The following is a 6,516-nucleotide window of genomic DNA, read 5'->3' as shown; positions in this document are numbered from 1 at the left end:
CGCCCGAACCGTCTCCCTTCACACGGATCTTTACGTTGTAATCGACAACCCGTTTTACTGCGACAAGGACTTTCATCAGTTTCTCCAATAGAGCTTCAGCAAACTGTGCGGAACCGCTCAACCATAACATCGAGGACTTCGCCCGGATCCCGCTTCCACCAATTATCGACCGAGAAGACTTCGACTTCGCAAGGTCCGTCGTAACCGGCATTTTCAATGTTTTCTCGAATGAACCTCAGATCGGCGACGCCATCGCCCATCATGCCGCGATCAAGCAGCACATCGCTGGTATCCGCGAGCCAGTCACAAAGGTGGTATCCCAAGATGCGCTCCTTGCCAGCTCGCTTCAACTGAGCCGGAAGGTCAGTATCCCACCAGACATGATAAACATCGACTGCAATACCAAGATTGGGCTCGGCAAGCGCCTCGCAAATGTCAACGGCATCGCGAAGGGTGGTCAAGCAGGAACGATTACCGGCATATACGGGATTAAGAGGCTCGAGCGCCAACCTAACATTGCGTTCGGCTGCATAAAGCACGATGTCACCAAGGCGGTCCGCAATAATCTTCAGACTTTCCGCCGGACCTTTCGAAGCTGGGTGTACTCCACCGACGACAATGGTCAACACAGCCGCGCCGAGTTCGGCGGCCATATCGATTGATGCCTTTGCACCATCAATCACAACATCCCGATTGACCGCATCAGCCCCGACAAGAAATGGCGTACGGCACAGCCCGGCAACCGAAAGGCCCGCCGCCCGCGTTCGTTCACCGATCTCCACCGCGCGCCTGCCGATTTCACGCCGCCAGAACACGATCGAACCGAAACCGCGCGCCGCACAGGCATCAATAAGCCGCTCGGGGGACCAACCGGCGCCATGGCCGTCGAGATTGTGGCCCAGACTGGCAGTGTTGAGCGCAAGTGCTGAGTGATCCTGCGAGAAATCACGCATCATCAGGCTCCATAAAGCGCCAGCAGCTTTTTCATGCGGTCTGCTGCACGCTCGGGATGGCGCAACAGACCACATTGGTCAGCAAGCCGGAAAAGTTCGACAAAATAAGGAAGTGGACGCATAGCCTGTGCGCCGTTCAACATCACAAAGTGATCTTGAAAGCCGTTCAACCAAGCAATGAAAACTACGCCTGTTTTATAGTATTGGGTTGGCGCACGGAAAATCAGCCTTGCAAGCGGCACCGTTGGGTCCAATGTCGCACGGAAGCCCGCCTTGTCTCCATTCGTCAGTTGTTCGACAGCATAGGCTGCCGCAGGTGCAAGGGGATCGAATATACCCAGGAGGGCATGCGAGAATCCTTCACTGTCGCCTTCGATCAGTTCGGGATAGTTGAAATCGTCTCCCGTAAACATCTTCACGCCAGCCGGTAACAGGCGGCGCATTTGAATTTCCTTTTGCTTATCCAGCAGCGATATTTTGATGCCATCTATCTTCTGGCTATTGTTCTCGATGATGGTGAGAGCCGTTTGCATTGCCGGCTCGAAGGATGAAGCCCCCCAATAGCCCGCAAGCTGCGGGTCGAACATATCGCCAAGCCAATGCAGTATTACCAGATTGTCACATGCCGAAAGCACTTCGGAATAAATTTTGATATAGTCATCCGGTCCACTCGCGACACGCGCCAAAGCGCGAGATGCCATAAGGATAATGCGCCCGCCAATCTTCTGGACGGCTTCAACCTGCTCCAGATATGCCCGCCGCACCTCATCCAGACTTGTAACTTTTGAAGGATCGAGATGATCCGTCCCACAACCATTAGCGACCAGCGCATCAGGAAGCTCCTCACGTGTGCGGCGTATGAGTTCAAGTGCTCCCGGCCAGTCGAGCCCCATGCCCCGCTGCGCCGTGTCCATAGCTTCCGCTATTCCAAGTCCCAGGCCAGCAAGATAATGGCGGAATTCCATCGTCTTGCTCCAGTCGATCGCAGCGCGTCCGGAAGGATCGCTGGCCGTGAATGGATCAGCCACGACATGAGCAGCGGAATAGATAATACGTGCGGGATTTGATCCAAGTTTCGCGGACGCAATCGTCTTGCCACTCATATGATAGTCCGAGAGCCGACCGCTTGCGTCGGGAAGTGCAATCTTCATGGTGTAACCTCAATAGCGTGGTACGAGCATGCCCGCGTCAGCAGGAATCGTCATGCCAGTTGTATAAGGAAGCCGCCCAGAAGCTAAGGAAGCTACGAGGGTACCGATCTCCTGCGGGTCTCCGACGCGCGGAAACAAGGTGAGGCCCTGCTCGGCGCGCGTGCGATAGGATTCAATAACCGGAGTTGTCATCTCTGTTGCAATCAATCCCGGCTGCACGTCGTAGACGGCTATTTCGTCTTGTCCCAGGCGCACTGCCAGCGCCTTGGAAATCATAGCGGCGGCGGCTTTTGAAGCGCAGTATTCCGAGCGTTGGACAGCTACAGCCACCGCGTTTGAAGACGTGACATTGATAATCGAGTGGAAGCTTGCCGACCGCTGCCGTTCAAGAAGGCGTCGCGCAAAGGCCTGACTTAAAAAAAACACAGCTTTCGAGTTAACGGCAAAGCAGCGGTCCCAACTTTCTTCTGAGACGTCCAGCATGTCGCCGCGTTTCAAAACGCCGACGCCCGCATTATTGACAAGCGTGGTAAGCGGTCCCAGTTTCGCTTCAATCTGATCAAGCGCAGTTTCATATCCGGCAATATCAGTGACGTCGAATGGGGCAGCCGTGACTTGAGCGCCCAAAGATGCAATTTTTTCCACCGCCGCAGCCAATTCCGCATCGTCTGACGGGCCGTTGACTGCGACAGCGAAACCTTCCTTGGCCAAAGCCTGCGCCGCGGCAAGCCCAATGCCACGCGATGATCCGGTCACCAGCGCAACCCGATGGTTGTTGTGTGCGTTCACGCCCTGGCTCCTTTTTTCAGGAGTTCTCGCGCGATGATCATGCGCTGTATCTGGTTCGTGCCTTCATAGATCTGTGTAATTTTGGCGTCGCGATAAAGCCGCTCGACTTCAAAACCGCGGATATAACCTGAGCCTCCGAAAACCTGAACAGCGTCTGCGGTGCGCTGAACAGCCATATCGCCAGCAAAGCATTTGGCAATCGAGCAGGCTTTGGTCGCATCACCCCCGCTGTCGATTTTTGATGCCGCCGATTGAACCAGAAGCCGTGCAGCTTCAATATCTTTTGCCATATCGGCCAGCAGCCATTGCACACCCTGGAATTCAGCGATCTGCTTGCCGAATTGCTTGCGCGTCCCTGCATAATCAAGCGCAGCTTCAAGACCGGCTTGAGCGATACCCACCGCAAGCGATGCGATACCGACACGGCCTTTGTCGAGCACGGACATCATCATATGAAACCCGCGACCTTCAACGCCAAGCATGGCATCGGGGGACAGGCGGACATCGGTAAATGTCAAAGCGCCGACCTGACTCGCACGCTGACCCATTTTGTGTTCTTTAGGACCTTTTTCGACACCTGCGGCATGAAGGTCCACAATAAAAATGGACATTCCCCGATTACCAGCTTCCTTGTCGGTTCTCGCCAGCACAAATCCGTAATCTGCGACAGGCGCGTTGTGGATCCAGATCTTGCCGCCATTGAGCCGCCAGCCAGAGCCGTCACGTTCCGCTGTCGTGCGAATGCCTGAAACGTCAGTGCCTGCTTCGGGCTCGGTTATACAATAGGCTACCTTTGCTTGCGTCGAAAGAATCTCCGGCAACATAGCCTGCTGGTGGCTCGTGCCATGTCGCACCAATAGAGTGGAAATGAGCTCTATAAGGCCGCACTGATCGGCGACAGACGCATAGCCCCTGCTCAGTTCTTCCATAACGACGGCATAGGTCAGCGTGTCAAAACCTGGCCCACCGAGTTCTTCGGGTACGCCAATGCCAAAAAGGCCCAGTTTACCCATCTCGACATAAAGGTCCGCAGGGAAACTCTCCTCTCTGTCCAGCATTTCCGCCACGGGACGTATCATTTCGTCGGCAAAGGCCCGCGCCATATCGCGTGCCTGTTGTTGTGTCTGCGTGAGAAACATCGGCATCTCCTCCAATAAAGTAACTATCTAGTTACATACATTCTTATTCCTTGTAAGGTCAAGACGGAAAAGATGCGATCCGAAGGAAGCGGCTTGCGCCCCGAATTGCCTCGTGATTATTATGCACCAATTGGTTACTTATGGAGGAGTTTCATGCAGCCAGACGAAAAACGTAAATTTGGTAGAACCGACCTCGAGGTCACCGCATTCGGGTTTGGAACAGCACCGCTGGGGAATATTTTCCGCGAGATTGATGAAGCGACATCCGAAGCAATGTTCTCTCGCGCGTGGAATGCTGGCATACGCTTCTTCGATACAGCTCCAATGTATGGCCATGGTCTGGCAGAACTGCGTACGGGCCACAGCTTGCGTTGGAAAAAACGTGATGATTTCGTCATGGCCTCGAAGGTGGGCCGACTTTTACGCCCCGCGCCACGCAATACAATCAACTTTGCGCCGTGGACGAATGCAGCCCCATTCACTATGCATTTCGATTATTCCTATGATGGCACACTACGGGCGTTCGAAGACAGTTTGCAACGCCTGGGGCTGGAGCGAATGGATATGTGCTTCATCCACGATATTGATGTGTACACGCGCGGCAGCGAACAGGCCGAGGTTTTCAATCAGGCAATGGATGGCGCCTGGCGAGCACTGGAACGGCTTCGCTCCGAGAAACTCGTGAAGGCAATCGGCGTTGGCGTCAATGAATGGGAAGTGTGCCACGAAGCGCTGAAGCGTAATGATTTCGACTGCTTCCTGCTGGCTGGCCGCTATACGCTACTGGAGCAGGAAGCGCTCGATACTTTCCTGCCATTGTGTGAGGAACGCGGTGCTGCCGTTGTCGTTGGTGGTGGCTTTAATTCCGGCATCCTTGCCACGGGCGCACGCGAAGGCGCCAAATACAACTACGCCCCTGCACCACGTGAAATCATGGAAAAAGTGGCAAAGATCGAAGCTGTTTGCCGGGAGCACGATGTGCCGCTGGCCGCTGCAGCTCTTCAATTTGTCGTTGCCCATCCAGCCGTCCCCTCCTTCATGGCGGGCACGCGCACGCTTGAACAGCTGGAGCAAAATCTCGCCTGGTTCGCCCATCCGATTCCAACGGAGTTCTGGAACGACCTCAAGCAAAAAGGCTTGTTACGAGAAGACGCGCCCGTGCCGACATAAGAGGAAATTTCAGCCCGCGCGATGCATAAAGCGCGGGCTGGCTGTCTATCGAATCAGGATTGCACGGAAATCGTTGACATTCGTTCCCGTCGGACCGGGGATAAACAAATCTCCCAACTGGTTGAATGCACTCCACGCATCGTTACGAGCAAGGAGCGAAAAAGGGTCCATCCCCATTTCTCGTAAACGTTGCATACTGTGTCCATCAGCGAAGGCACCGGCATTATCCTCTGAACCGTCAATACCGTCGGTATCGGCCGCCAGTGCTGCGAAAGGAACACCTTCGGCTGCGAGCGCAAGTGAGAGAAGGAATTCCGTATTGCGCCCGCCACGACCAGTGCCCTTTATGGTCACAGTTGTTTCTCCCCCCGAAAGCATGACGACGGGGCGGGTGAAAGGGCGATTACGCGCTGCAATTTCACGCGCCATTGCCGCGTGAACACGAGCCACATCGCGTGCTTCACCTTCCATCGCGTCCGACAGAATGACCGCCGGAACTCCCATGGCCTCCGCCCGCCCGGCCGCTGCTTCCAGGGAAAGACGCGCGGAAGCGATGACCCGCACCTCGTTACCCGCAAACACAGCGTCTTCCGGCTTTGGCGCCAGCCCTTGATCTCCTGCCAACCACGCTTCGATGCGCTCGGGAAGACCAATATTCCAAACCTTGGCCAGATTGCGTGCGCTTTGACGATCCATGGCGTCCGGTATGGTCGGCCCACTGGCGACTTGTGCCGAGTCATCGCCGGGAATGTCAGATACGACCAGCGTCACCAGACGCGCAGGATAGCAAGCCGCAGCCAGACGCCCGCCTTTGATTGCCGAAACCTGCTTGCGGATCGCATTCATCACCGATATTGGAGCGCCGCTTGCAAGAAGCGCCTTGTTCATCGCGGCCTCTTCCTCCAGCGTCAGATCCCCCGGCGGGGCTGGGAGCAGCGCTGATCCGCCGCCGCAAATCAAGGCAACAACGAGGTCATCCTTGGTAAGGCCCCGAACCGCTTCGAAAAGCGCCTTGGATGCTTCCAGCCCTGCGGCATCCGGCACTGGATGCGCGGCCTCCATTACCTTGATATGATCACAAGGCATCGCATAGCCATACCGCGTCACCACAACGCCCTCGACCGGCGCATCCCATAATTTTTCAAATGCTGAAGCAAGCTGGGCCACGCCCTTACCGGCGCCGATCACGACCGTCCGCCCGCGTGGAGGAATGGGGAGGTGAGCGCCAAGCGCTTTTTGTGGATCGGCAGCAGCAACCGCGCTATGAAAAAGCTCCGTCAGAAAACGTTTATCGTCGGATATCATATGCCCATC

Annotated in this window: 6 protein-coding genes and 1 pseudogene; 1 reads left to right on the top strand and 6 read right to left on the bottom strand. The window is 55.6% G+C overall.

What is annotated here, in order from left to right; all coding sequences use genetic code 11:
- From FIC94_RS21075 to FIC94_RS21055, 5 genes and pseudogenes are all read right to left on the bottom strand, one after another.
- Positions 1-76, bottom strand: a pseudogene (locus tag FIC94_RS21075) (electron transfer flavoprotein subunit beta/FixA family protein); the annotation flags it as partial.
- Between the two features lie 19 nt (positions 77-95).
- Positions 96-953, bottom strand: a complete 858-nt coding sequence (locus FIC94_RS21070; protein WP_109366460.1) for a sugar phosphate isomerase/epimerase family protein — start codon at positions 951-953, stop codon at positions 96-98.
- Positions 954-955: 2 nt separating this feature from the next.
- On the bottom strand, positions 956-2,104 hold the full coding sequence (locus tag FIC94_RS21065; protein WP_140026306.1) for a dihydrodipicolinate synthase family protein: 1,149 nt from the start codon (positions 2,102-2,104) through the stop codon (positions 956-958).
- A gap of 9 nt (positions 2,105-2,113) precedes the next feature.
- Complete coding sequence (locus FIC94_RS21060) at positions 2,114-2,893, bottom strand: 3-ketoacyl-ACP reductase (protein ID WP_140026305.1); 780 nt, start codon at positions 2,891-2,893, stop codon at positions 2,114-2,116.
- The gene (locus FIC94_RS21055; RefSeq protein WP_140026304.1) at positions 2,890-4,032 is read right to left on the bottom strand and encodes an acyl-CoA dehydrogenase family protein; all 1,143 of its coding nucleotides are present in this window, start codon (positions 4,030-4,032) and stop codon (positions 2,890-2,892) included. The genes FIC94_RS21060 and FIC94_RS21055 overlap by 4 nt, the downstream gene beginning before the upstream one ends.
- A gap of 153 nt (positions 4,033-4,185) precedes the next feature.
- Between FIC94_RS21055 and FIC94_RS21050 the strand changes: the two genes are divergently transcribed.
- Complete coding sequence (locus tag FIC94_RS21050; protein ID WP_140026303.1) at positions 4,186-5,202, top strand: aldo/keto reductase; 1,017 nt, start codon at positions 4,186-4,188, stop codon at positions 5,200-5,202.
- A 45-nt stretch (positions 5,203-5,247) separates the two neighbouring features.
- Here the strand turns inward: FIC94_RS21050 and FIC94_RS21045 are convergent, their stop codons facing one another.
- Positions 5,248-6,507 carry a glycerate kinase type-2 family protein gene (locus tag FIC94_RS21045; RefSeq protein ID WP_140026301.1) on the bottom strand — a complete coding sequence of 420 codons (1,260 nt, stop codon included), beginning with the start codon at positions 6,505-6,507 and terminating at the stop codon, positions 5,248-5,250.
- Positions 6,508-6,516: the final 9 nt, after the last annotated feature.

The sequence above is a fragment of the Ochrobactrum teleogrylli genome (assembly GCF_006376685.1).
GTDB classification, from domain to species: Bacteria; Pseudomonadota; Alphaproteobacteria; order Rhizobiales; family Rhizobiaceae; genus Brucella; species Brucella teleogrylli.
Note: the sequence above shows the minus strand (reverse complement) of the source record. Positions and strands in the feature narration are given on the sequence as shown.